1 protein-coding gene is annotated in these 954 nt (G+C 54.7%); it reads right to left on the bottom strand.

Annotated elements, in window-relative coordinates; translation table 11 throughout:
- Window positions 1-898, bottom strand: an 898-nt coding sequence (locus HKD32_RS15090; protein ID WP_194258409.1) for an IS481 family transposase, incomplete at its 3' end; no start/stop codon positions are given.
- Between the last annotated feature and the right edge of the window lie 56 nt (window positions 899-954).

Raw genomic sequence — 954 nt, 5'->3', positions numbered from 1 at the left:
TCCAGATTTTGCAGACGTATTCGTAAGGGGTAAGGCCACTGAGGGTCTTGAGTCTTCGCCCGAAATTATAGGCTGCCATGAAGTCGTTGAGGTGTGTCCTCAACTGCTCATGACTGTCGTAATGGAAGCGTTTGACGGTTGCTTCCTTGATTGTCCGGTTCATCCGCTCGACCTGACCGTTCGTCCAGGGATGATTGGGTTTCGTCAGACGATGTTCGATCCCGTGAGCTTCGCAGATCATGTCGAAGCGCATGGGGCGAGACCAGGCCATATTGCGGTTACGGGGCTGATCAGCGAACTGGATGCCGTTATCGGTCAGAATGGTGTGGATCCGGTAAGGGATGATGCTCAGGAGATGTTCGAGGAATTCCCAGGCTGTCTTCCGATCAGCTTTCCCGACGAGTTGTGTGACAGCGAATTTGCTTGTCCGGTCGATAGCAACGAAGAGGTGCAGCTTGCCCTCAGCAGTCTGTACTTCGGCAATATCGATGTGAAAAAAACCTATGGGATAGCGTTTGAAGCGCTGGCGTTTGGGCTTGTCTCCTTCGATGTCCGGCAACCGGGATATCCCGTGGCGCTGAAGGCAGCGATGCAGAGCCGAGCGTGTCAGATGAGGGATGCTGGCCTGCAGGGCATAAAGACAGTCATCCAGCGGCAGTAAAGTATGCCGGCGAAACGCCAAGATCATCGCTTCGTCCGTCTCGGACAGGACCGTTGAGCGCGGCTCTTTAGGACCTGTCTTCTGATCCTCAACCGTTTGACGCTTTCGCCATTTTGCAACTGTTTTCGGGTTGATCCCGAACTCCTCGCTCAGCGTCGCGAGCGAAGCCTGCGATCGCTGTAGTGCTGCTCGCACGGCGTGCGTGGTCGTGGCGCTGCCATGACGTATCTGTCCCATAAGGCTTCCTTCCACTCGCGTGAAATTAATACCCCATCAAATCCCGGGACTAAACA

The organism is Gluconobacter japonicus, from assembly GCF_015244665.1.
Classification (GTDB): Bacteria; Pseudomonadota; Alphaproteobacteria; order Acetobacterales; family Acetobacteraceae; genus Gluconobacter; species Gluconobacter japonicus.
The sequence above is the reverse complement of the archived record's forward strand: the minus strand, read 5'-3'. Positions and strand labels throughout refer to the sequence as shown.